Origin of the sequence: Pseudomonas sp. ES1 (genome assembly GCF_050586605.1) — a bacterium.
Classification (GTDB): Bacteria; Pseudomonadota; Gammaproteobacteria; order Pseudomonadales; family Pseudomonadaceae; genus Aquipseudomonas; species Aquipseudomonas sichuanensis.
The window spans coordinates 20,352-40,494 of sequence record NZ_JBOBDM010000032.1; the positions used below are offsets into that span (position 1 = coordinate 20,352).

General features: G+C 59.3%; 22 protein-coding genes and 2 pseudogenes. 17 read left to right on the forward strand and 7 right to left on the reverse strand.

The features are described 5' to 3' along the window. Positions 1-36: 36 nt before the first annotated feature. Positions 37-375: an ArsR/SmtB family transcription factor gene (locus tag ACQ4N9_RS14880; RefSeq protein ID WP_323830504.1), complete on the reverse strand. Its 339-nt coding sequence runs from the start codon at positions 373-375 to the stop codon at positions 37-39. A gap of 116 nt (positions 376-491) precedes the next feature. Between ACQ4N9_RS14880 and ACQ4N9_RS14885 the strand changes: the two genes are divergently transcribed. From ACQ4N9_RS14885 to arsJ, 8 genes are read left to right on the forward strand one after another with little or no spacing between them, the layout of a single operon-like run. After that, positions 492-905 carry an arsenate reductase ArsC gene (locus tag ACQ4N9_RS14885; RefSeq protein WP_323830503.1) on the forward strand — a complete coding sequence of 138 codons (414 nt, stop codon included), beginning with the start codon at positions 492-494 and terminating at the stop codon, positions 903-905. Positions 906-913: 8 nt separating this feature from the next. Beyond that, entirely contained in the window at positions 914-1,270 is a 357-nt protein-coding gene (locus ACQ4N9_RS14890) for a metalloregulator ArsR/SmtB family transcription factor (protein WP_323830502.1), read from the forward strand. A gap of 19 nt (positions 1,271-1,289) precedes the next feature. Beyond that, entirely contained in the window at positions 1,290-1,760 is a 471-nt protein-coding gene (locus ACQ4N9_RS14895) for an arsenate reductase ArsC (RefSeq protein WP_323830585.1), read from the forward strand. 18 nt (positions 1,761-1,778) lie between these two features. Beyond that, the gene (gene arsB, locus ACQ4N9_RS14900) at positions 1,779-2,840 is read left to right on the forward strand and encodes an ACR3 family arsenite efflux transporter (protein WP_390967434.1); all 1,062 of its coding nucleotides are present in this window, start codon (positions 1,779-1,781) and stop codon (positions 2,838-2,840) included. Between the two features lie 3 nt (positions 2,841-2,843). Continuing rightward, entirely contained in the window at positions 2,844-3,560 is a 717-nt protein-coding gene (arsH, locus tag ACQ4N9_RS14905) for an arsenical resistance protein ArsH (RefSeq protein WP_323830500.1), read from the forward strand. Between the two features lie 12 nt (positions 3,561-3,572). Beyond that, positions 3,573-4,076, forward strand: a complete 504-nt coding sequence (locus tag ACQ4N9_RS14910) for a cyclin-dependent kinase inhibitor 3 family protein (RefSeq protein ID WP_323830499.1) — start codon at positions 3,573-3,575, stop codon at positions 4,074-4,076. A 32-nt stretch (positions 4,077-4,108) separates the two neighbouring features. Further along, positions 4,109-5,113 carry an ArsJ-associated glyceraldehyde-3-phosphate dehydrogenase gene (locus ACQ4N9_RS14915; protein ID WP_323830498.1) on the forward strand — a complete coding sequence of 335 codons (1,005 nt, stop codon included), beginning with the start codon at positions 4,109-4,111 and terminating at the stop codon, positions 5,111-5,113. A 9-nt stretch (positions 5,114-5,122) separates the two neighbouring features. Beyond that, complete coding sequence (gene arsJ / locus ACQ4N9_RS14920; protein ID WP_323830497.1) at positions 5,123-6,355, forward strand: organoarsenical effux MFS transporter ArsJ; 1,233 nt, start codon at positions 5,123-5,125, stop codon at positions 6,353-6,355. A gap of 23 nt (positions 6,356-6,378) precedes the next feature. Here the strand turns inward: arsJ and ACQ4N9_RS14925 are convergent. The 4 genes and pseudogenes from ACQ4N9_RS14925 to ACQ4N9_RS14940 form a co-directional block, all read right to left on the reverse strand. Then, a pseudogene (locus ACQ4N9_RS14925) lies at positions 6,379-7,148 on the reverse strand (pyridine nucleotide-disulfide oxidoreductase); the annotation flags it as partial. A 349-nt stretch (positions 7,149-7,497) separates the two neighbouring features. Continuing rightward, positions 7,498-8,142, reverse strand: a complete 645-nt coding sequence (locus ACQ4N9_RS14930) for a hypothetical protein (protein ID WP_323830496.1) — start codon at positions 8,140-8,142, stop codon at positions 7,498-7,500. A 20-nt stretch (positions 8,143-8,162) separates the two neighbouring features. After that, positions 8,163-9,530: an MBL fold metallo-hydrolase gene (locus ACQ4N9_RS14935; RefSeq protein ID WP_323830495.1), complete on the reverse strand. Its 1,368-nt coding sequence runs from the start codon at positions 9,528-9,530 to the stop codon at positions 8,163-8,165. After that, the gene (locus ACQ4N9_RS14940; protein ID WP_279846654.1) at positions 9,521-10,447 is read right to left on the reverse strand and encodes a universal stress protein; all 927 of its coding nucleotides are present in this window, start codon (positions 10,445-10,447) and stop codon (positions 9,521-9,523) included. Before ACQ4N9_RS14940 ends, ACQ4N9_RS14935 begins: the two co-directional genes overlap by 10 nt. Positions 10,448-10,628: 181 nt before the next feature. On the opposite strand from ACQ4N9_RS14940, the gene ACQ4N9_RS14945 reads away from it, so the two are divergent. After that, a complete protein-coding gene (locus tag ACQ4N9_RS14945) occupies positions 10,629-11,177 on the forward strand; it encodes a GNAT family N-acetyltransferase (protein ID WP_323830494.1) in 549 nt (182 codons plus the stop codon). Positions 11,178-11,205: 28 nt separating this feature from the next. On the opposite strand, the gene ACQ4N9_RS14950 is transcribed toward ACQ4N9_RS14945, so the two are convergent. Continuing rightward, entirely contained in the window at positions 11,206-12,132 is a 927-nt protein-coding gene (locus tag ACQ4N9_RS14950) for a universal stress protein (protein ID WP_279846656.1), read from the reverse strand. Positions 12,133-12,331: 199 nt separating this feature from the next. Here ACQ4N9_RS14950 and ACQ4N9_RS14955 point away from each other — a divergent pair, with 199 nt between their 5' ends. The 5 genes and pseudogenes from ACQ4N9_RS14955 to ACQ4N9_RS14975 all read left to right on the forward strand — a co-directional run bounded on the left by ACQ4N9_RS14955 (position 12,332) and on the right by ACQ4N9_RS14975 (position 15,980). Continuing rightward, entirely contained in the window at positions 12,332-13,405 is a 1,074-nt protein-coding gene (locus ACQ4N9_RS14955) for an NAD(P)-dependent alcohol dehydrogenase (RefSeq protein WP_323830492.1), read from the forward strand. A gap of 71 nt (positions 13,406-13,476) precedes the next feature. Then, positions 13,477-13,695, forward strand: a complete 219-nt coding sequence (locus ACQ4N9_RS14960) for a hypothetical protein (protein WP_323830491.1) — start codon at positions 13,477-13,479, stop codon at positions 13,693-13,695. A 2-nt stretch (positions 13,696-13,697) separates the two neighbouring features. Beyond that, positions 13,698-14,507, forward strand: coding sequence for a helix-turn-helix domain-containing protein (locus ACQ4N9_RS14965; RefSeq protein WP_279846659.1), 810 nt, complete (start codon positions 13,698-13,700; stop codon positions 14,505-14,507). After that, the gene (locus ACQ4N9_RS14970; RefSeq protein WP_323830490.1) at positions 14,492-15,730 is read left to right on the forward strand and encodes an MgtC/SapB family protein; all 1,239 of its coding nucleotides are present in this window, start codon (positions 14,492-14,494) and stop codon (positions 15,728-15,730) included. Before ACQ4N9_RS14965 ends, ACQ4N9_RS14970 begins: the two co-directional genes overlap by 16 nt. Before the next feature lie 38 nt (positions 15,731-15,768). Continuing rightward, positions 15,769-15,980, forward strand: a pseudogene (locus tag ACQ4N9_RS14975) (hypothetical protein). 118 nt (positions 15,981-16,098) lie between these two features. Here ACQ4N9_RS14975 and ACQ4N9_RS14980 read toward each other — a convergent pair. Then, the gene (locus tag ACQ4N9_RS14980; protein ID WP_323830489.1) at positions 16,099-16,272 is read right to left on the reverse strand and encodes a hypothetical protein; all 174 of its coding nucleotides are present in this window, start codon (positions 16,270-16,272) and stop codon (positions 16,099-16,101) included. A 383-nt stretch (positions 16,273-16,655) separates the two neighbouring features. Between ACQ4N9_RS14980 and ACQ4N9_RS14985 the strand changes: the two genes are divergently transcribed. The 3 genes from ACQ4N9_RS14985 to ACQ4N9_RS14995 all read left to right on the forward strand — a co-directional run bounded on the left by ACQ4N9_RS14985 (position 16,656) and on the right by ACQ4N9_RS14995 (position 20,030). After that, positions 16,656-16,955, forward strand: a complete 300-nt coding sequence (locus ACQ4N9_RS14985) for an IS3 family transposase (RefSeq protein ID WP_430933172.1) — start codon at positions 16,656-16,658, stop codon at positions 16,953-16,955. Positions 16,956-17,255: 300 nt separating this feature from the next. Then, positions 17,256-19,346, forward strand: coding sequence for an SIR2 family protein (locus ACQ4N9_RS14990; RefSeq protein ID WP_430933160.1), 2,091 nt, complete (start codon positions 17,256-17,258; stop codon positions 19,344-19,346). Positions 19,347-19,910: 564 nt separating this feature from the next. Further along, positions 19,911-20,030 carry a hypothetical protein gene (locus ACQ4N9_RS14995; protein WP_390967462.1) on the forward strand — a complete coding sequence of 40 codons (120 nt, stop codon included), beginning with the start codon at positions 19,911-19,913 and terminating at the stop codon, positions 20,028-20,030. The last annotated feature ends 113 nt before the right edge of the window (positions 20,031-20,143 follow it).

Here is a 20,143-nt window from a genome sequence, read left to right on the forward strand (position 1 = left end):
CACTCATGCATGTATCAGGTCAAAAAAGGGCACGAGCTACGGGCAGCACAGCGAAACCAGACCCTTGGTTCGCTGGAGCAATCCCTCAAGGCGCTCGACGATCGCCCCACCATTCACTTCGTAGAACACCTGCCTGCCCACCTTGGTGGCTTTCACGATCTGGGCATCGTGCAGCACCTGCAGATGCCTGGAGACCACCGAGCGCTCCTGCGGCAGCTCTTTAGCGATTTCGCCGACATCCGCCCGGCCCAGCAGAAGCACGCGCTTGAACACCGCGACCCTGGAGGGCTCGCAGAGTGCTTTGAAGAAGGCTTCGTCCAGCGACTCGATGACAGCGTCGATGGCTTGGGTGCGGAGGTTCTGGTTGGTCGTCATGCCGCCAATATATGTGCGCGAATATGCACATGTAAAGCCATCCGTCATCGGCGGGGTTGCGATACATTCGAAAAAGCGTATATTCGAAAAATCATATATACACAGAGTACCTCGTGATGACTGGCAAGATCCGCGTTCTGTTTGTTTGCACCGCAAACGCTGCTCGCTCCCAGCTCGCCGAAGCATTGCTCCGACACACAGACCCTGTGCGCTTTGAAGCTTTCAGCGCCGGCACTCAGCCTGGCGAGGTCGATCCGCGTACCTACGCGGCGCTTGAGCACCTCGGTATCGATGCCAGCGGCCTGCGCAGCAAGTCCATCGATGAGTTCGCCGACGAACACTTCGACTACGTAATCACCCTTTGCGACAAGGCGGCGCTGGAATGCCAGGTCCTGCCGGAATTCGGGGAGCGCCTGATGTGGCACTTCGAAGATCCAGTCCCCAGCGACAAGCACGATGCCTTCCGCCACACGCTTCACGAGATCCATGAGCGCATCAAGATGTTCGTCCTCGTGAAAACCAAACACTGAGAATCGCTATGACTGATCCACTGACCCCAACCAAGGTTTTCAAATGCCTCGCCGACGAGAACCGCATTCGGATGATGCTGCTGATCGCCCGCGAGGAAGAGCTCTGCGTCTGTGAGCTGATCTGTGCACTGGAAGAAAGCCAGCCCAAGGTTTCCCGCCACCTGGCGCAGCTGCGCACGTGTGACCTGCTGGCAGACCGCCGCCAGGGCCAATGGGTTTACTACCGGCTGCATCCAGAGCTGCCCGCCTGGGTACGCGAGATCCTGAAAACGACGCTGGAGGCCAATAGCGAGTGGCTGAACAGCAGTTCCACTCGATTGGACGCAATGGGTGACCGCCCACAGCGCGTCGCCTCCTGCTGCTGATCACTGCCGAGCAAAACCGATGAAAGTTCTGTTCCTCTGCACCGCCAATAGCTGTCGCAGCATCCTGTCAGAAGCCGTGTTCAACCACCTGGCCCCGGCCGGTATGAAGGCCTACAGCGCCGGCAGCCAGCCCAAAGGCGAGGTACATCCGCTGTCCATCTCCGCGCTGCAGCGCGCCGGTATTTCCACCGATGGCCTCAGCAGCAAATCCAGCGATGCTCACGCCGAGCTGGCACCGGACTTCGTCATCACCGTCTGCGACAAGGCCGCCGGCGAAGCCTGCCCTGTGTTCTTCGGGCCGGCAGTAAAAGCCCATTGGGGGCTTTCCGATCCGTCGGACCTGCAGGGCAGCCCCGCCGAGTTGAACGCAGCGTTCGACATCACGCTTGAGCAGATCAAGCGACGCCTCAAGGCATTCCTCGCACTGCCTTTTGAACAACTGGATGCCGCGCAGTTCAAGGCCGAGCTGGCCCGCATCGGAACGCTCTGACGTTTAGGGAGATCCACCATGAGCAAAAGCCGACTTTCCTTCCTCGACCGTTACCTGACGGTCTGGATCTTTCTGGCCATGGGCCTGGGTATCGCCCTGGGCAGTTTGTTCCAGGGATTGCCCGCGTGGCTGAACAGCCTGTCGGTAGGCTCGACAAACATCCCCATCGCGATTGGCCTCATCGTCATGATGTACCCGCCGCTGGCGAAGGTGAAATACGAGGAACTGCCTAAGGTTTTCAAGGACAAGCGCATCCTCGTGCTGTCGCTGGTCCAGAACTGGGTAATCGGCCCGGTACTGATGTTCGGGCTGGCGGTAGTGTTCCTCTCCGACAAGCCGGAGTACATGACCGGCCTGATCCTCATCGGCTTGGCGCGCTGCATCGCCATGGTGCTGGTGTGGAACCAGATCGCCGGTGGCAACAACCAGTACGTGGCGGGCCTGGTCGCCTTCAACAGCATTTTCCAGATCCTGTTCTTCAGCGTGTACGCCTGGATCTTCCTGGGCCTGCTGCCGCCGCTGTTTGGTCTTGAAGGTAGCGTCATCGAGACCAGCTTCCTCGAAATCGCCCAATCGGTGCTGATCTACCTGGGCATCCCGTTCCTGGCCGGTTTCCTGACCCGCAAGATCCTGATCAGTAGCAAGGGCGAGACCTGGTACCAGGAACGCTTCATTCCGAAGATCAGTCCGCTGACGCTCGTGGCGTTGCTGCTGACCATCGTGGCCATGTTCAGTCTGAAGGGCGACATGGTGCTGCAACTGCCGCTGGATGTGCTGCGCATCGCCATCCCGCTGACCATCTACTTCGTGGTGATGTTCTTCATCAGCTTCTGGATGAGCAAGCTGCTGGAGGCCGACTACCCACGTACCACCGCGCTGGCGTTCACCGCAGCGAGCAACAACTTCGAACTGGCCATTGCCGTGGCCATCGCCACCTTCGGCCTCGCATCGCCGGTCGCGTTTGCCACCGTCATCGGCCCCTTGGTGGAAGTGCCGGTACTGATCTCTCTGGTGGGCGTGGCCTTGTGGCTCAAGCGCCGCTGGTTCGATCAGCCCTCTGGTGCCTTGTCTCAGGAGTAAATCATGACCGAACACCACATCCCCAATATCGACAACGAGCTGGTCGACCTGCCGACAGCAGACAAACTGGCAGTCGAGCAGCAGTCCACCCATAAACCGCGCATCCTGCTGCTGTACGGATCGACCCGCGAACGCTCCTTCAGCCGTCTGCTGACAGAAGAAGCGGCACGCCTGCTGGAGCACTTCGGTGCGGAGACGCGGATCTTCAATCCCACTGGCCTGCCACTGGCGGATGATGTGTCCGATGACCACCCCATGGTCAAGGAACTACGTGACCTGGTGCTGTGGTCGGAAGGCATGGTCTGGTGCTCGCCTGAGCGCCACGGCGCGATGACCGGCGTGTTCAAGTCGCAGATCGACTGGATTCCACTGAGCATGGGCGCCGTGCGCCCGACGCAAGGCAAGACCCTCGCAGTGATGCAGGTCTGCGGCGGCTCGCAGTCGTTCAACGTTGTGAACCAGCTGCGCGTCCTCGGCCGCTGGATGCGCATGTTCACCATCCCCAACCAGTCATCCGTACCCAAGGCCTACCTGGAGTTCGACGAGGCCGGCCGCATGAAGCCCTCGGCGTACTACGACCGTGTCGTCGACGTGATGGAGGAGCTGGTGAAGTTCACCCTGCTGCTTCGCGACCGCTCCGACTACCTGGTCGATCGCTACTCCGAACGTAAAGAGTCGGCTGAAGAACTATCCAAGCGTGTCAATCAACGATCCATTTGAGGCTTTGTGAGCATGCAATTGCACCCGTATTCCGTGTTGGCCAATTCCGAACTGGTCGGCCAGCTGATCTTCACTCCGTGCCCAGGTACCAAGGACACCTCGGTATCTCAGGCGCTGGCAACGCTGCGCGAAGCCGGTGCGAGTGCACTGGTGACCCTGATGCCAAGTGAAGAACTGCTCCAGAACGAGATCGATCTGCTGCCCGAGGAGTGCCAACTGCTCGGCCTCGAATGGTTCCACCTGCCGGTGGAGGACGACCAGGCACCCGGCGAACTCTTTGCTGCCGCCTGGGAGATCCACCGGGAACGTCTGAAAGAGTTGGTGATGACTGGCAAGACGATCGCCATTCACTGCAAAGGTGGCTCCGGCCGCACCGGCCTGTTTGCGGCCCGCCTGATGATCGAGTGCGGCATTCCAGTGCAGGAAGCTGTTGCTCAGGTCCAGGCCCTGCGCCCACGTGCAATTCAGAACCCTGCGCACGTCGACTACATCAACCAGTTCGCCAATACCCTCTGACCGTCCGCTGACGGCTACGCGAGAACAACAACATGGCAATCAAAGTAGGCATCAATGGGTTTGGCCGCATCGGTCGCTTGGCGCTGCGCGCGTCTTGGGACTGGCCAGAATTCGAGTTTGTGCAGATCAATGACCCGGCCGGCGACGCCGAGACCCATGCCCACCTGATCAACTTCGACTCGGTCCACGGCCGCTGGCATCGTGAAGCCCGTGCTGAGGGCAGTATGGTGGTGATCGACGGCAAGCGCATTCAGGTCACCGCGAACAAGACCATCGCCGACACCGACTGGTCGGGCTGCGACCTGGTCATCGAGGCCAGCGGCAAGATGAAGTCGGTAGCCGTGCTCCAGGCCTACCTGGATCAAGGCGTCAAACGTGTGGTCGTCTGCGCTCCAATAAAGGAGAAAGGCGCACTGAACGTGGTGATGGGCGTCAACCAGCACCTGTTCGACCCGGCGCTGCATCGTATCGTCACCGCCGCCTCCTGCACCACTAACTGCCTGGCCCCGGTGGTCAAGGTGATTCACGAGAACCTGGGCATTCGCCACGGCTCGATCACCACCATTCACGACCTCACCAATACCCAGAGCATCCTCGATACGCCGCACAAGGACCTGCGCCGCGCCCGTGCCTCGGGCATGAGCCTGATCCCAACCACCACGGGCTCGGCTACTGCGATCGCCGAGATCTTCCCCGAGCTGCGCGGCAAGTTGAATGGTCACGCCGTGCGCGTACCGCTGGCCAACGCCTCGCTGACCGACTGCGTGTTCGAAGTGGAACGTGAGACCACGGCTGAAGAGGTCAACGCGCTGCTGAAGGCGGCGGCCGAAGGCCCGTTGAAAGACATCCTGGGCTACGAAGAGCGCCCCTTGGTGTCCATCGACTACCGCACCGATCCGCGCTCCTCGATCATCGACGCACTGTCGACCTTGGTGGTCAATGGCACCCAGGTGAAGCTCTACGCCTGGTATGACAACGAATGGGGCTACGCCAACCGTGCAGCGGAACTGGCCCGCCTGGTCGGCGCAGCGGAGTAAACAGCGATCATGAAGGCGTTGTCAGCCCTGTCTGCGGAAGTGCGTCAGTACCTGCTGGTTACCGGCAACTACTGGGCCTTCACCCTCACCGACGGCGCATTGCGCATGTTGGTGGTACTGCACTTCCATTCGCTGGGCTACACGCCGCTGCAGATCGCCGCGCTGTTCCTGTTCTACGAAGTGTTCGGCGTGATCACCAACCTGGTGGGTGGCTACCTCGGCGCCCGCCTAGGGCTCAACCGCACCATGAACATCGGCTTGGGCATGCAGGTCGTAGCCTTGCTGATGCTCACGGTACCGGCGGCTTGGTTGACAGTGCCCTGGGTGATGGCCGCTCAGGCGCTGTCCGGCATCGCCAAGGACCTGAACAAGATGAGCGCCAAGGGCTCTATCAAGCTCCTGGTTCCGGACAGCCAGCAAGGCACTCTCTACAAATGGGTGGCCATACTGACGGGCTCGAAGAACGCGCTCAAAGGCGTGGGTTTCTTCCTCGGGGGAGCACTGCTTGCGTTGCTCGGTTTTACCCTGGCAGTGCTGGCCATGGCAGCAGTACTGGCCATGATCTGGATCGGCAGCCTGGTGCTGCTGAAAAAGGACTTGGGCAAAGCCAAGGCCAAACCCAAGTTCCGCGACATGCTGTCCAAGAGCCGGGCCATCAACATCCTTTCGGCCGCACGGCTGTTTCTCTTCGGTGCCCGGGACGTCTGGTTCGTCGTGGCGCTGCCGGTGTACCTGAGCACCGCGTTTGGCTGGGACTTCTGGCTGGTCGGTGGCTTCTTGGCCGCGTGGATCATTGGCTACGGCATCGTCCAGTCGTTTGCTCCTCACATCACTGGCAAGAAGCGTGGTCATGTGCCCGACGGCCGGGCAGCCTTCATCTGGGCGATCGCCCTGGCTGGACTGCCTGCGCTTATTGCCGTGGGCCTATCGGCGGGGTGGTCGGCGCAGGTAGTGCTGCTCGGTGGGTTGATGTTGTTTGGCGTGCTGTTCGCGGTGAACTCATCACTGCACAGCTACCTGATTGTCAGCTATGCAAAGGAAGACGGCGTCTCCCTGGACGTTGGCTTCTATTACATGTCCAACGCGCTTGGTCGGCTGGTTGGCACGCTGCTTTCAGGTTGGGTGTTCCAAGCCCACGGGCTAGAGGCCTGTTTGTGGGTTTCCAGCATTTTCGTATTGGCTGCTGCGCTCATCTCGATCGGGTTGCCCAGACACAGCGAAATGACGCAGCAGATCCACTAATCACAGCGGAATAGCGGGGGCACTCACGCCTCCGCTTTCACCAGAAACTGCTCGATCTCAGCAACAGTGCTCCGGGCTGTGCGTGTCACCCCGATCAAGGTCGCGGATGCAGAGCCTGTCCACTCGCCATAACCCAGCAGCCATAGCCCAGGCGCATCCACTGCACGTGTACCTGTAACTTCGACGCGTCCATCCACCGTGACTACCCCGAGGCTCGCCAAGTGCCCCAGCGCTGGCTTAAATCCGGTGCACCAGATCACACCGTCGGGGTTGAAGAGAACGAAGGGCCGCAAAGCGTGCAGAACATCTCGTTCACGTGCCTCGACCACAGGCGGGACCATCACGATATCGCCCAACCCGCCGACTAGCTGCTCATTGACACGCCCTCCATCTGTGATTTTCAGCGCTATGTCGCCCGTTCGAACACCACTCGACCATCCACATCATCAGACAGGAAAATTGGGCCGGTGGCTGTTACCCAGGTCGCATCCGCGACTTGGGAAGCCTCTGCGAGAATTTGTGCCCCGTACTTGCTGCCACCGACGACCAGTGCCCGCTTGCCCGATAAGGTCTGCGGCTTAACATAATGGACTGAATGCAGCTGCTGACCACGAAAAAGCTTAGCACCGGGGTAAGTAAGGATATTCGGATTGCTTCAGGTGCACGTGGCACTGACCAGTGCTTTGGCATCCCAATACCCGTACGCGGAATGAACACGCAATACACCGACGAGGCACTTGACGGAGGTGACAAGCACTGGCCGCTTAATAGAGAACTGATAGCGCGCTTCGTGGTGGATCATCAGGCACCTCCTGGCGCAGCTGTAGGGTTGCCTGCGATTGTCACTATCGAAGCGTGTGCTGGCTTGCTCTTGATAAATATCGAGGCATCCTGGCACCTTCGCCACCCTTTGCCTGAACCAGTAAGCGGCCATCAAGGCGGCCATCGCTGCGGAGGACACCATCAACGCTCTGACGCGACTGTTGTTGATCTGCCACCATCGGTTGTACCAGGCAACGCCCGGCCTCGGTACGGTCCGCAAACAAGGTCTGCAACGCAAGGTCACGCGACATCCGTTACGCCCGTGCTGCGATCCGCGCCCTCCATTCATCGAGCTTCCAGAGAACAGCAACCTCTTGGTGTCAAGGCGTGGTTGCACTGCCTTCTTCGGGTATCAGATCGAACTGCGCGAGGCAGCGATGCTCATCAGCGAGGGTCAGCGCCCTCAGGCCGCTCACTTCCTGCATCGGGGTCTCGAACAGAGCCAGGCGGATCACCCCATTACGCTCCAGAAAGGTTTGCGCCAGGCAGGTGCACACGGGCTTGCCGACCAACGCCGAAAGCTGCTCTTTTTCGGGCACCTGTACCTGTGCCTGCAGGTTGGCCGCACAGTTTTCCACGATCTGCGCCACGGAGCGCCCGGCCAGCCATACGGTGGCACCGCCCAGCACCGCCAGGAGCAACAGCATACCCATCAGCACGTTCGATTCCCGGGTGATCGAGCGCAAAAATGCCAGCCTGGCCTGCCAGCCCGACTCCTGGCCGTTGAAAATTGCTTTGCCGACCGTGCGTTTCACGCCGCGCTGCACTGCCCAGCCCAGCGCCACACTCAATGCCAGCAGGCTCAGGAGCACGACCGGATCACGCATGGGCATGCGCCAACTCGGGCTCACGGCGCGATAGACAGATGCCGCAAGGAGTATCGCGGCGATGGCCACGATCCAACCTAGGCTGCCCCTGGGGCGGTGTATCCAGGCCCGTAGTTTCGCTCGTGCTTGCGTGTTCATGACTACCTCCATCGCTGGGTTCAGCGCACAGTGTCTATGGCAACGGTTTCCTGATATTCCGGCACGCACACCTGCCAGCCCAGCTCCAGGCTGATGCGCCGTCGCAAGGTGTCGGCGGCATGTGGCTCGCCATGGATGACGTAGGTCTGCCGCGGTGGCCGGGTGAAGCCGCGCAACCACTCCATGATTTCGTCGGCGTCGGCATGGGCGGAAAGATTTTCCATTGCGTGCACCTGCGCCCGGATGGGTACGTCCTCGCCCTGCAGGCGCACGCTGCGGGCACCAGCGACAATATCGGCGCCCCTCGTGCCTCCCGCCTGGAAGCCGGAAAACACGATACTGTTACGCGGGTTCGGGGCCAGCGCCTTCAGGTGGTGCAACACACGCCCACCGCTGGCCATGCCACTTGCGGCAATGATCACCGCCGGCTCGCGCAGCTGGTCCAGATAGCGGGACTCATCGACCGTGCGGATGATCTGTGTGCCCTTGCACATCGCAGCGCATTCCGCCGCCGGTAGCCGATGCTCGTTGCGAAACTGCTGATACAGGGCGGTGGCATCGGTGGCCATCGGGCTGTTGAGGTACACCGGGATATCCGGGATCAGCCGGTCACGCTTGAGCTTGTAGAGGTAATACATCAGCAGTTGGGCGCGCCCGACTGCGAATGAGGGAACCAGGACGATGCCATGGCGCAGGAGTGTCTGGTTGATGACCTGGGCCAGATATTGCTCTGTCGATTCTGCCGGGTGCTGGCGATCACCGTAGGTGGACTCCACCAGCAATACATCCGCCGTGCGGATCAGCTCCGGCGCCCGCATGATCGGGTCTTGCGGCCTGCCCAGGTCACCCGAGAAAATCAAGGTCTGTCCCTCGGCGCTGATCTGCACCGTCGCCGCCCCCAGGATATGGCCGGCCGTGCGCAACAGCAGGTCCATGCCCTCGGCGATCGACGTTGCCTGATGCAGCTCCACCGGGCGCATCAGTGCCAGCGCCCGCTTCGCATCCTGTTCGGTGTAGAGCGGCCGCGCCGGCGTGTGTTTGGAATATCCGTGGCGATTGGCATGTTCGGCCTGTTCCTCCTGCAGCCGCGCGCTGTCGAGCAAAAGCACTTCAGCCAGGGCGCAGGTTGCCGGGCTGGCATAGATCGGACCGCTATAGCCTTCCCTAGCCAGCACCGGCAGGTAGCCGCTATGGTCGAGATGGGCGTGCGTCAGCACGACCGCATCGAGCCCCCGAAGTGTCGGTGGCAAGGGCTCCCAATTGCGTAGGCGCAATTGCTTGTAGCCCTGGAACAACCCGCAGTCGACCAGTATCCGCGTGCTGTTGTGGGTCAACAGGAATTTGCTGCCGGTCACCGTACCGGTGCCACCTAGAAAGGTCAGTTGCATGGCCAAGGCTCCTGGGCTTCGAACACAGAGGGATGAACCGCGAGCACGCTGCACGGAGGGTGGCCGACGATGCGTTCAGTGGTGTCGCCCAAAAGCTTGTCCAGCCCTTTCGGCTGCACCACGCCCATTACCACCGCGTCGACCTCCAGGGTCGCGACCTGTTCGCGGATCACCTGCACCGGCCCGCCCTCCATGAAATGCCGGCGGTCCGGCGCCACCCCTTCGGCTTCGGCCAGGGTGTTGAAGGGCTCCTGGAGTGCTTCGCGCATCTCCTCGACCCACGCCTGGGTGACGCTGATATCAGCCGCGAACACTCCAACCATGTTGTAGGCAGACAGCAGGTGCAACTGGGCATCGCACTGCAGTGCCAAGGCCTGGGCGACACGAATGAGCCCTCGGTTGAACTGTTCCTGAACGGCTGGCGTCTCGCTGAAGCTGGTGTCCACGGCTACGAGAACGCGCCGGGGTAATGAAACGGCTGCCATCGGCACGAACAGAGTAAGCCCCTTGAAGCCGCGCATCAGTGCACAGTCCAACGGTGTGCCGAATAGCCGCGCCATGGCCGAAGCGGCTTCACTGTCCTTGATGACCATGTCCGGCTGCAGTTCGCTGATGTACTCAATGGCCTCGCTGCGGATATCGTCGGCGGCGAGGCTGTCGACCGTCAGCGCCACGCCGCTGCCGCGGTGCCGCTCGACCAGCGTTCGCAATTGCTCGCGATAGTGATCGTACTGGCGCTTGATATCGGCCTCATTGAGCCGCTCTTCGCGCAGCAAGTGTGCCTCGCTCGGCTCGAACAGCCCCAGCACGTGCACGCTGGCTCCGCTGGCATGCGCCAGCGCCAGTCCCCTACGCAGCGCGGCCGAATGCGGATCTACATCGGTAAGTAGCACCAGCAAGTGTCGATATTGACTCATGGTGGACCTCCGGGCTTGCGCCGCTGGGGTGTGATGACCGGGATTTTCCAAGGGCGGTCGCGCTGGCGCTTGATGCATATCAGAAACGATTGATCCAGCCCGAACTTGACGATTGTCAGAACCGCAGCGACCGGCCACGTTACAACGGTTTCAGGCATCTATCCGGATAGCGGGAGGCAACATGAACACACTGCAGACTGAGCATTCGGACGCCGGCGAGCACTGGGTTGAAAAGCTAAATGACGGTACGCCCGTGCTAATACGCCCATTACGCGAGGAAGATCACGACCGCGACCGACGTTTTCTCAGCTCGATCGCTTACGAGGCCCGGCGCTTTCGCTTCATCGCCGGGATCAGCAGCGGCCTGCCCAGCCTGGACCCGCAACGGATGCCCATCGACTATCATCAGCGCATGGGCTACATCGCGCTGGCCCACGTCGACGGCTGTTTGCAGCAGATTGGTGTCAGCCGTTACGCTGGCATACCAGGCAGCCTGCGATGCGAATGTGCAGTCGCGGTGTGTGAAGACTGGCAGCGCAAAGGTCTGGGCACGCGCCTGCTGCTGCACCTGATCGAAGCGGCACGGCGCAATGGATATGAATGGATGATTTCCAGGGACAAGGCGAACAATTACGCTATGCACCGACTGACCAAGGCACAGGGATTCACCTCACTCTACCTGGGCGGCGATGTCAGCGAGATCCTTCACGAACTTGACCTGCGTGCCTGAAAAACAAGGCCCTTGCGGGCCTTGTGTCTTACCCTTGAGAATGTTCGGGGGAAATCACCAGCACGCTGCTGGACAACCGATGCAGTACCCGCTCGGCGGTAGTGCCAATGAACCAGCCGATACCGTGGTGGTGATAACTGCCCATCACCAGCACATCGATATCATTGTTGTCCATGAACACTGCCAGAACCTTGGCCGGGTCGCCTATGCGCATATGGCGGTGCTCGACGGCGATGCCATTGCGCTCGGCAAGGACCTGGAAAGCATCGCTCTGGACCTCGTGAAGCGTCTGGGCGAGGTTGGAATCGAACAGGAACGAATGCTCCCGGCTGCCGTCGGCGTCCAAGTACATCGAACCCAGATCGTAGGCATACAGCAGTTCGATCTGCGCCTTGCACTGCAGGGCCAGTTTCAACGCTTCGCTGATTATCTGGTCGTTGAAGCCTTCGAATTGATCCTCGGGCCTGGACAGGTCCACGGCCGCGAGGACCCGGCGCGGCAGCGCATGGCTGGCCTTGTGCACCAGATGCAACGGAATGCGGGTTTCGCGCAGCAGCTGGATATCCAGGGAGGTGAACATGGCCCGCATCCACCATGGCTCATGCTCGAACTCCTTGATCAGCATGGCGAAAGACTGCTCGCGCAGATGCACCAGAATCTCGTTCAAGGGATGCTGCACCCACACCACTTCGGTGGTAACCGTGACACCGTTGCGCCGCATCGGCTGCGCCTGGCTTTCCAGCCACTCTCGGTGTTGTTGCACATAGCCTTCGCGCATCACTGCCAGAGCCTGGTCATTGACCAGGCCCGCCGTGGCAAGCCCTTCCACATAATCGAAAGCCACGATGTGCAGCGCCATGCCCTTGGCCTTGGCCAAGGCGGCAGCTCGGTCGTAGACGGGGGTTCGGCGCATCAGAGGCGATGCAATCAACAGCAGTCTTTGCGGGGTCTCCATGGCACACCTCGGCGGTTGTGGTACGTACCCGAAGCATCGGTTACCCGTGCTTTGCTGACTTGACGTTTGTCAACTGACGCCCCAACGGACCAACGGCATTTCCAACAGAACGCAATCTTGACGAGGATCAACGTATCGCCGATTAGTGGGCGCACGCTACTCCCATATCAACAACAATCTCCAGCCCCGGAGGCGTGCCATGGCCCTCATGAAAGCAGCGGTGTTCGTCGAAAAGAACCGTATCGTGCTGGACGAAAAACCCATACCTGACATCGGCCCGCTGGACGCCCTGCTACGCATCACCACTACCACGATCTGCGGCACCGACGTGCATATCCTGCGCGGCGAATACCCGGTGGCCAAGGGGCTCATCGTCGGCCACGAACCGGTTGGTGTGATCGAGAAACTCGGCGCGCAGGTTCAAGGTTTCCATGAGGGCCAACGCGTCATTGCCGGCGCCATCACTCCCAGCGGCCATAGCAACGCCTGCTTGTGCGGGTGCAGCTCACAGGACGGAGTGGACACCGCGCATGGCTTCAAGGCCATCGGCGGCTGGAAGTTCGGCAACATCATCGACGGCTGCCAGGCCGAATACGTGCGAGTGCCGGACGCCATGGCCAACCTCTCCCCCATTCCCGATCAGCTAAGCGACGAGCAGGTACTGATGTGCCCAGACATCATGTCCACCGGTTTTTCCGGGGCCGAACGCGGTGGCGTGACTCTGGGTGACACCGTGGCCGTGCTCGCCCTGGGGCCAATCGGCCTGTGCGCGGTCGCCGGGGCACGGCTGCTCGGCGCGACCACCATCATTGGCGTCGATACCGTGGCCGAGCGGATCAGTGTCGCTCGCCGCATGGGCGCCGACCACATCGTCGATTTCAGGCAGGGTTACGTGGTCGAGCAGATCATGGCGCTCACAGACGGGCGCGGCGTGGATGTGGCGATCGAAGCACTGGGCACGCAAGCCACCTTTGAGGCGGCGCTGCGGGTGCTGCGGCCAGGCGGCACCTTGTCCAGCCTAGGCGTGTACAGCGCCGACCTGCGCATACCACAGGGCCCGTTCGCCGCTGGCTTGGGTGACTACCGCATCATCACCACCCTGTGCCCCGGCGGCAAGGAGCGCATGCGACGGTTGATGGAGGTGGTCGCCAGTGGCCGGGTCGACGTTTCGCCACTGGTAACGCACCGCATGCGCCTCGATGACATCGAAGCCGCCTACGAGCTGTTTGCCCACCAACGCGATGGCGTCATGAAAGTGGCGATAACGCCCTAAACCTCGCGGCTGGTCGGCAGGGACGCCTTCACTTCGCATTGTTCCTGCCCATGCATGCTCCGGAGGCAAAAATGAACATCTACGTCGAGTGCAAAACTGAACAGAACCGCTGGTGGGTCCGTATGGACGACTGGCGGGTAAGTTTCAACACGGCTGCTGAAGCCCAACAGTTTGTCGAGCGGCTCAACGCCCGCCTCAACGCCCCCCATTCACTGGACATGCTGGCGGACTGGTCGTCCCGCCCAAGCGTGACGCCCCGCGCGGATCTGCGATATGCGAAGGAGGCCTGAACATGTCAGGCCAACTGAAAGTCACGCTGCTCGAGCAGGCTGCTTCGCCTCCGGTTCACCTGGAACCACTGGAGACGCTGTGTCGCGATTGTCGGGTCAGCGGTTTGTGTCTGCCCACCGGTCTGCCCCTGCATGACAACAGCTGCCTGGGCGTGCTGATAGGGCCGCGCATGCGCATCCGCAAAGGCACGGCTTTGTTCAATGCCAATGCCCCCTTGACCACGCTCTATGCCGTGCGCTGCGGTAGCTTCAAGACCAGCCTGAACAGCGCCGAAGGCCAGGGTGTAGTGATCAACTTCTGGATGCCTGGTGACGTGCTTGGCCTGGATGCCATCGCTACCGACCACCATGTCTGCGACGCGATTGCGCTGGAAGACAGCGAAGTCTGCCCGGTCCCGTATCGTCGCCTGCAAGCGCTTACACGGGACTTTCCGGTATTGCAGCAAAGCCTGAACCGCTTGATGAGCCGGGAGATTGTGCGTGAGCACGAGCGCGTACTGATGCTGTGCAACCTCACCGCCGAGCAGCGCCTGGCCAGCTTTCTGATCGAGCTGTCAAGGCGCTTCGTGAACCGTGGCTACTCCGCCCATGGTTTCATGTTACGCATGTCGCGCGAGGACATGGCATCGTACCTGGGCCTGCGCCTGGAGACGGTATGCCGATCGGTCGCCCGCTTGCGTGCGCAAGGCATCGTCAGTCTGCGTGGCAGGCTGGTGGAGATACTCGACATGCCAGCACTGATAGTGCTTGAACAAGGCGACCCTTACAGTGAACGCAAGCACACCCTGAAAGCGCCATGCTCGACACGCTGAATGTTGGTCACGGCGCCGTGGCGCTGGGCATCGGCATGCTGGTGGGCCTTGAGCGCGAACGCAAGAAGCGTCGCGACGAAGAGCCTGCCGCCGCCGGATTGAGGACCTTCGCCATTACCGCCCTGCTGGGCTACGTCAGCATGCTGCTGGCAGGAGCGGTGCTGGTCGGAACAACAAGTCTGGGCCTGGTACTGATGCTCTGCCTGCAGAACCGCCTCTCGCCCAAGAAAGCGCCGGATGTCACTGGCGAGATTGCTCTCTTGCTGGTGCTTGTCCTGGGCGCGCTGAGCGTTGCCGAGCCTGAACTCGCCGCCGCGGCAGGTGTGGTCTCGACCGTACTGCTGGCGCTGCGTCGTGAGCTACATCATTTCGTGCTGCAGCAATTGAGCGAGCAGGAGCTACGCGATGGCCTGACGTTGCTGACGGTAGCCTTGGTCGTATTGCCACTTACACCCGACCGCTTCCTGGGCCCATATAATGTGCTCAACCCACGTACCCTATGCACCTTGGTCGTCCTGCTGATGGCGGTGGCGGCGTTGGGCCATATTGCCATGCGCCTCATGGGCCCGCGCTATGGCCTGCCTTTAAGCGCTATCGCTTCAGGCTTTGCTTCGGGTTCCGCAACCATTGCTCTGCTGGCCCATGAAGCCAGGCGACAAAGTGCTGCGGTGCGTCCCATCGCTGCGGCGGCGGTACTGTCCAACCTGGCTACCATCACCCAATTCGCCCTAGTGCTGAGTATCATCGACCGCCACCTACTCGCCCCTTTCCTGCCTGCGGTCGGCCTCGGTGTACTGGTTACCGCGATCTATGGCGTATTGTTACTCGCGCCATGGCGCGGGGTATCAAGCAGCTCGGCGGTGCATCCAGGCGATGGTGCCTTCAATCTGTGGACAGCCCTGATCATCACGCTCGCCCTGACCAGCATCGCTTTGCTCTCGGCGTTTCTGCTTGAACACTTGGGACACAACGGGGCCAGCATCGCAGCGTTCGTCAGCGGCCTAGGCGATGCCCACGCAGCAACGGCGTCGGCAGCCTCGCTGGTTGTGTCAGGTCGGCTGCAAATGACCGAGCTGGTGGTGCCAGGCATGATGGCTTTGACGGGGAACACACTGACCAAATGTGTCTTGGCGTTCAGCAATGGTGGCTACGATTTTGCGCGGTACCTGGTCCCGGCGCAGCTCATTATTCTCGGGACGATGTGGCTGGGAATGCTGGCGTAACGACTCCTCACGGGCCAACATTACAAACTCAAAACCCGTTGCTGGCCACCGGTGCCAGCGCAACCGAAAACGTGATCAACGTGCAGCGCGACAGCCAGCGCGGCGTCACCTGCTACCTGCTCAACGACGTCGGCATCAGCTGCATCCCCGACAGCCAGCTGCAGGCCGGGAACGAGCGCCAGCTCTCCCCGCACGAAAACAGAATGGACCAACACCTGCATGTGCCCCGGCGCCATGGAATGAAGAGTGATGTACGCTGCGAGCAAGCCTAGGAAGATGGACATCATCAAATAAAATGTCAAAAGGTGATGAGGAATATCACCTAAACTATCATTTGAATGGCCAGCGTCGACCTCACGCAACGCGGCTCATGCCTGATCTTGCAACCCTTGATCCTCTGAGTACACCAGACTGCTGGCTTGGATGTCAGGCATAATCAACGTCTCTGCAAAGTCAATCCAGTCTTTGAATGCCTTCTGCTGCAGCAGCACGGCCTCTTCCCAAGAGGGTCCACCGATCCGGCCATAAGCAACTTCGTTCATGACTATGGAGGTCGATGCATCCAGCTCTCTAAGCAGCTGGTAGGCTCGGTACCTTTGATCGCTATAAGGCATTTTCAGTCCCTCAACGCGTAACGCAAAAAGTGGGGCCCAAATCAGAGACTAGTGGCACTACCTAATAGTGACAACGAGGTATCGCGCTATGCTCCCTCCACTTTGAACAACTCAAGCCCGCCTAGCTCGGGCATGGAGAGCTATTGCCGTGACGATAGAAAAGCTGGTCGCGCGCCCACATAAGGTACGCACCGCCATCGAGGCTTGGAAAGCCGCTGCGACAACCTGCACCAATGATGGAGGCAGCACCAACCTCAATCGTGTGGTTATTCCTGGTCTGTGGGCCCGCCATCTGCCCAACCTGCCGGGCTATGTGCGGAAGAAGAGCCTCTATCGCCGACAGGGTAGCCATCTGGATACTCCTTAGCCGGGCATCGGTAACCCGCACAGCCCCTGTGTGCAAGCGATACATTGATCACTCAAGGCGCAAGGCGTCGACTGCCACATTGAAGCGAGAAGAGGCCTGCCGGGTTTACCCCAGCAAGCAGCAGGCGCACCTGGCAATCGCAAACTACATCCACGGGTTTTACAACAGCAGTCGACTGCACTCAGCGCTGGGCTATCGTTCACCGAACGAATATGCAAAAGGCTTGAGAAAGGTGGCTCATTAGCCAGCCTCTTGGCGTCCGTTGTCACGGGACAGGCCCATCTTGATGACAATCAATTGGTCCATATTGCCGGAGGCATCTTCGATGGCCCGCTGACGGCTTTCGCAAGTGAGGAAAAACAAAATGGTTGATACCACCTCCGCCGTGAGTAAGCAGCCGCCATCGCAAGCGACTCAGCAACCGATCAGTCAGTCATGCGGAGGTGGGGTATATTTCCTTATCCATAGGTATATTCACGAACCGAAAAACACGTACGATGGCACCACAAACCCCCGCTATTGAATCTTTATAGAGCCGCAGAGCGTGCCGGTGACAAATCCCAATCCGACTTTCCATAGCTACGACGTACTCCTTGAGAGGGTCGCCCACTCATCAAGAGAAATCATTTTCTTTTTCGGATCTGCACTATCCCTACCCGAAAGTGAGGGTGCTCCAGGCGTGCCCAGTGTTGCTGGCATCCTGAGTCTCGTAGAGGAAACGCTTACGGACACACCAAGTGCATTTTCGCCCGTTCGCGATCAACCGGACGTGGGAGCCGCGTACCAAAAGGCATTTCAGCAATTGCAGGCCTACCAAGGACAGGATGCAGCTAACGAGGTAATACGTCGTGCAGTTTTTAAGGCACGCAAGGTGACCCCGAGTCAGGCTAATACACAGGGCACTCTGAACTTTAACGTGTGCAGAGCTCTCGACGAAGATTTTTCCGGTTGGCATCTTCGTCCGTCGCTAATTGCCTTGGGCAAGCTTCTGGCAAAACACTCGGGGAAGTTGGGAAAGACTGTCCTAACGACTAATTTTGATCCATTGATCCAGACCGCCATTCGCACCGCTCACGGTACGTATATCCGCACCATGATGCATGACGATGGGGCACTGAACCAATCCGAAGGCCCAGGTATACAGATAGTGCACCTGCATGGCTATTGGTATGGTACAGATACACTGCACGTTCCGACGCAAATCGGAAGCCGCCGCGACAAACTAAAGCGCTCACTTGAGCGACTGCTGCAGAACCGTACATTGGTTGTTATGGGATGTGGGGGCTGGGACGATATTTTCATGTCTAGCCTTTCAGATCTCGTCAGTGACACCGAGTTGAATCCAGATGTTCTTTGGACTTTTTATGAGTCAGATGAGGGTGCTATTCGCGGCAAGTACGCTCACGTATTTACTAAGCTCGCGCCAGCGATTAATCGCGGCAGGGCTCAGTTTTACGCCGGCGTAGATCTCCACGTTTTTCTACCTCAACTGCTGGAGCGTTTGAAAGACGGGACCGCCTCCGACGAGCAAACCCACATAAACGACATATTGGAGAGATTGGGCGAACTATCGCCAGAACTTCGTCACAGCATTCTCGGGAAAATTGACCCTTCCCTTATTCTAAGAGTCGACGATCTCAAATTGAAGCATGACACTCTTGAAAAAGAGTTAGTGGAGACACGTGACAAATCTGCAGAGCGCGCAACAGCGCTTGAAGAACAGGCTGCCCGTCTCGCTGCAGAATTACAGCAAGCGCAGGCAGCTTTGACATCTTCACGTCTCGCCCTCACAAGCGCAGCGATGAAGGACATATCTTGGTTGACCATGGTCCGGACGCAAATGATGCCCAAGCAGCCGGGGCGGGTACCATTTCACAACTCAAAGGAGGTTGCACTGCGTGGATACCACGCCTCTGCAGGCGCGCAGAGAGTTGTGCCGGCTTTGACCGAAGTTACTTGGTCCCCCGTTGCTTATCAAGAAAACAACCTCCATCGAGGTTATTACGCCGCACTGATATTTAAAGGGGATAATTTTGTGCCAGGCGTAGTGTGGACATACCGCCGAAACGACGAAGGTTTACATTCTGGTAACAGCGATTATTTCTGGAGTCTTCCCAGCATCTATTTCGGAGACTACTTAGAGGTCTCAACTGGTGATGGGGCTCCGGAAGCACCTTTGAGTTGGCGGGGTTATGAGTTTCAGGTTAAAAACCCTGAAGGTCAGGTTTCAGAATGGGTGAAATTTTCTTATCCATTTAACGATACGATGCTAGAAAGCCTTCGTATAGAATTTTTTCGGGTCGGAGTCGAACTGCTGGAGTCAGGAAAGGCTTCAGAGGCAGTAGAGCCATTGAGAAAATCGTATGTTTACACGGATCGTATGCTGGGAATCCACGACCCGGATACCCATGAAAAAAAGGCGATATGGAATCGAGCAATCGACGAAGCAGCGCTGTCGAAGCTCCGCTTTCGCGTCGGCGACCGTTTGACTGTAGTGTCAGGTGAGCGAGATGGAGTATCGGGGACTGTTGAGCAACTGCTATTACGACACCTCCATGCCTATCTAATTCGCCCCGACAACGGTGACGAGCCGTTTCAAGCATCCGACGTACAGGTCAAACTTCGCGAAGCATGATTTATACGCAGGTGGAATATTGCCTAGCTCACATATACCTACGCACTCCCTAAGAATGGCAGCTTTTGGCCGAAAGCTGCCCCTGGCGAGCGGCCGCTCTGTGTCGAAATCGGTAACTTGCGACTGGCAGCTTTCGACCCATAGCGGCCCTTCGCAAAGGACCGCAATCGGCAAAAGCTTCTAGTCACGAACGCTGCCTTCGACCCAGCGCAATCCTTCATCACGTTCGACAACAGCTGACACTGATCGGTGAATTCCGTAGCGCCTGCGTCAGCGCACCGCTGTACCCAGACCGGCTGGATACCGCAAAAACCTGTTAGCTGCTAACGGAACTCGAGGGCAGTTTACGGCTATCCGTTAAAAGCGAAGAGCCAGAAGTACCAGACCTATCAGCGTTTGATATAGACCATATTTTGCCGCGCAGTTGGCACATCCCACTGGCCGCAGAAAGATGATAGCGTGGCAGCCGACAGCGACGAGTCGGATATCGAAGTGATTGTGCGCTCTTGCGGCACATTGACGCCCTGGCAGCTCCTGATTCGTGAACGGCATGAGAGCATCCCAATGCTAGGCAACTTGACTCTGCTGAACCTCAGCGTCAATAGGGCGGCGCAACACTGCGATTTCGCGGCGACACGCGACAAGCTGATGCCAATGCTAGCCTTGGCCTCTATGTCCCACTGATTGCCACCTCTGCGCGGGACGAAGCCGCGATTCCAGCCAAAGCCCATGCCCTCGCCAACATAGCAATGACGATCTGTCCCAAAAACGAATGATGCCCTCCCACTAAGCACAGC

What these genes read in the sequence shown, in the direction of transcription:
- ACQ4N9_RS14915 (WP_323830498.1), top strand. Translation starts at nt 4,109, where the DNA reads ATGGCAATCAAAGTAGGCATCAATGGGTTTGGCCGCATCGGTCGCTTG.
- ACQ4N9_RS14960 (WP_323830491.1), top strand. Translation starts at nt 13,477, where the DNA reads ATGAACATCTACGTCGAGTGCAAAACTGAACAGAACCGCTGGTGGGTC.
- arsJ (WP_323830497.1), top strand. Translation starts at nt 5,123, where the DNA reads ATGAAGGCGTTGTCAGCCCTGTCTGCGGAAGTGCGTCAGTACCTGCTG.
- arsH (WP_323830500.1), top strand. Translation starts at nt 2,844, where the DNA reads ATGACCGAACACCACATCCCCAATATCGACAACGAGCTGGTCGACCTG.
- ACQ4N9_RS14980 (WP_323830489.1), bottom strand. Translation starts at nt 16,272, where the DNA reads ATGAACGAAGTTGCTTATGGCCGGATCGGTGGACCCTCTTGGGAAGAG.
- ACQ4N9_RS14880 (WP_323830504.1), bottom strand. Translation starts at nt 375, where the DNA reads ATGACGACCAACCAGAACCTCCGCACCCAAGCCATCGACGCTGTCATC.
- ACQ4N9_RS14955 (WP_323830492.1), top strand. Translation starts at nt 12,332, where the DNA reads ATGGCCCTCATGAAAGCAGCGGTGTTCGTCGAAAAGAACCGTATCGTG.
- arsB (WP_390967434.1), top strand. Translation starts at nt 1,779, where the DNA reads ATGAGCAAAAGCCGACTTTCCTTCCTCGACCGTTACCTGACGGTCTGG.
- ACQ4N9_RS14885 (WP_323830503.1), top strand. Translation starts at nt 492, where the DNA reads ATGACTGGCAAGATCCGCGTTCTGTTTGTTTGCACCGCAAACGCTGCT.
- ACQ4N9_RS14995 (WP_390967462.1), top strand. Translation starts at nt 19,911, where the DNA reads ATGCTAGGCAACTTGACTCTGCTGAACCTCAGCGTCAATAGGGCGGCG.
- ACQ4N9_RS14935 (WP_323830495.1), bottom strand. Translation starts at nt 9,530, where the DNA reads ATGCAACTGACCTTTCTAGGTGGCACCGGTACGGTGACCGGCAGCAAA.
- ACQ4N9_RS14930 (WP_323830496.1), bottom strand. Translation starts at nt 8,142, where the DNA reads ATGAACACGCAAGCACGAGCGAAACTACGGGCCTGGATACACCGCCCC.
- ACQ4N9_RS14950 (WP_279846656.1), bottom strand. Translation starts at nt 12,132, where the DNA reads ATGGAGACCCCGCAAAGACTGCTGTTGATTGCATCGCCTCTGATGCGC.
- ACQ4N9_RS14940 (WP_279846654.1), bottom strand. Translation starts at nt 10,447, where the DNA reads ATGAGTCAATATCGACACTTGCTGGTGCTACTTACCGATGTAGATCCG.
- ACQ4N9_RS14890 (WP_323830502.1), top strand. Translation starts at nt 914, where the DNA reads ATGACTGATCCACTGACCCCAACCAAGGTTTTCAAATGCCTCGCCGAC.
- ACQ4N9_RS14910 (WP_323830499.1), top strand. Translation starts at nt 3,573, where the DNA reads ATGCAATTGCACCCGTATTCCGTGTTGGCCAATTCCGAACTGGTCGGC.
- ACQ4N9_RS14985 (WP_430933172.1), top strand. Translation starts at nt 16,656, where the DNA reads ATGTGCGGAAGAAGAGCCTCTATCGCCGACAGGGTAGCCATCTGGATA.
- ACQ4N9_RS14945 (WP_323830494.1), top strand. Translation starts at nt 10,629, where the DNA reads ATGAACACACTGCAGACTGAGCATTCGGACGCCGGCGAGCACTGGGTT.
- ACQ4N9_RS14895 (WP_323830585.1), top strand. Translation starts at nt 1,290, where the DNA reads ATGAAAGTTCTGTTCCTCTGCACCGCCAATAGCTGTCGCAGCATCCTG.
- ACQ4N9_RS14970 (WP_323830490.1), top strand. Translation starts at nt 14,492, where the DNA reads ATGCTCGACACGCTGAATGTTGGTCACGGCGCCGTGGCGCTGGGCATC.
- ACQ4N9_RS14965 (WP_279846659.1), top strand. Translation starts at nt 13,698, where the DNA reads ATGTCAGGCCAACTGAAAGTCACGCTGCTCGAGCAGGCTGCTTCGCCT.